The sequence below is a fragment of the Desulfovibrio sp. SGI.133 genome, from assembly GCF_050313955.1.
In the GTDB taxonomy this organism is placed as follows: Bacteria; Desulfobacterota; Desulfovibrionia; order Desulfovibrionales; family Desulfovibrionaceae; genus Desulfovibrio.
The window spans coordinates 1-524 of record NZ_JBNPMK010000019.1 but is presented as its reverse complement, the minus strand read 5'-3'; the positions used below and the strand labels follow the sequence as shown (position 1 = coordinate 524).

Sequence of the window (524 nt, the reverse complement as noted above, 5' to 3'; positions counted from 1 at the left end):
CCCCATTCCTGCCCTGTGCGGAGCGGGACAGGAATCCCGGCCGATACGGCCGGAGCAAAAAGCTCGTTTTTGAAAGTCCGCGGCAGCAGTCTGCTTGTCCGTCGAACTTGTAAAAATTTTTATACCCCTTTTCCGCGCTTGTCAACGTTTCTTTAAAAAAAACAGTAACTTACATAGATTATCCTATATCTATTTTTTGAATAAATCGTTTTACACGCGCTTCTCGTAGCCTCAAGTCCCCTCATTGCGCCGAAAAAATCATCCGTTGAGCATATCTCCCCGCTTAGCCGGGGCTTGAAAACCAAGAAAACGAAACCCAGCCCCGGCATACCGTTCAAATCAGGAGAGGAAGAAACCCAAAAGCTGGTGGGGCAGGAAAAAACGTGCACGGCCTTTCTTCGCCCAAGTGCACAGCGCTACAGACGTATTCAGTGTTCTGCATCATTAATAATAGAGGCAGCTTTTCAAGAGCAGGAAGGTACTCGTTCATCAAACGCAAAAAGCCCCGCCGAAGCGGGGCTTAC

At 48.7% G+C, this 524-nt stretch carries 1 protein-coding gene; it reads left to right on the top strand.

The window, feature by feature from the left end; genetic code table 11:
* Window positions 1-294 precede the first annotated feature (294 nt).
* Window positions 295-524: hypothetical protein (locus ACQRBR_RS12045; protein WP_427813050.1), on the top strand; the 230-nt coding region annotated here is incomplete at its 3' end.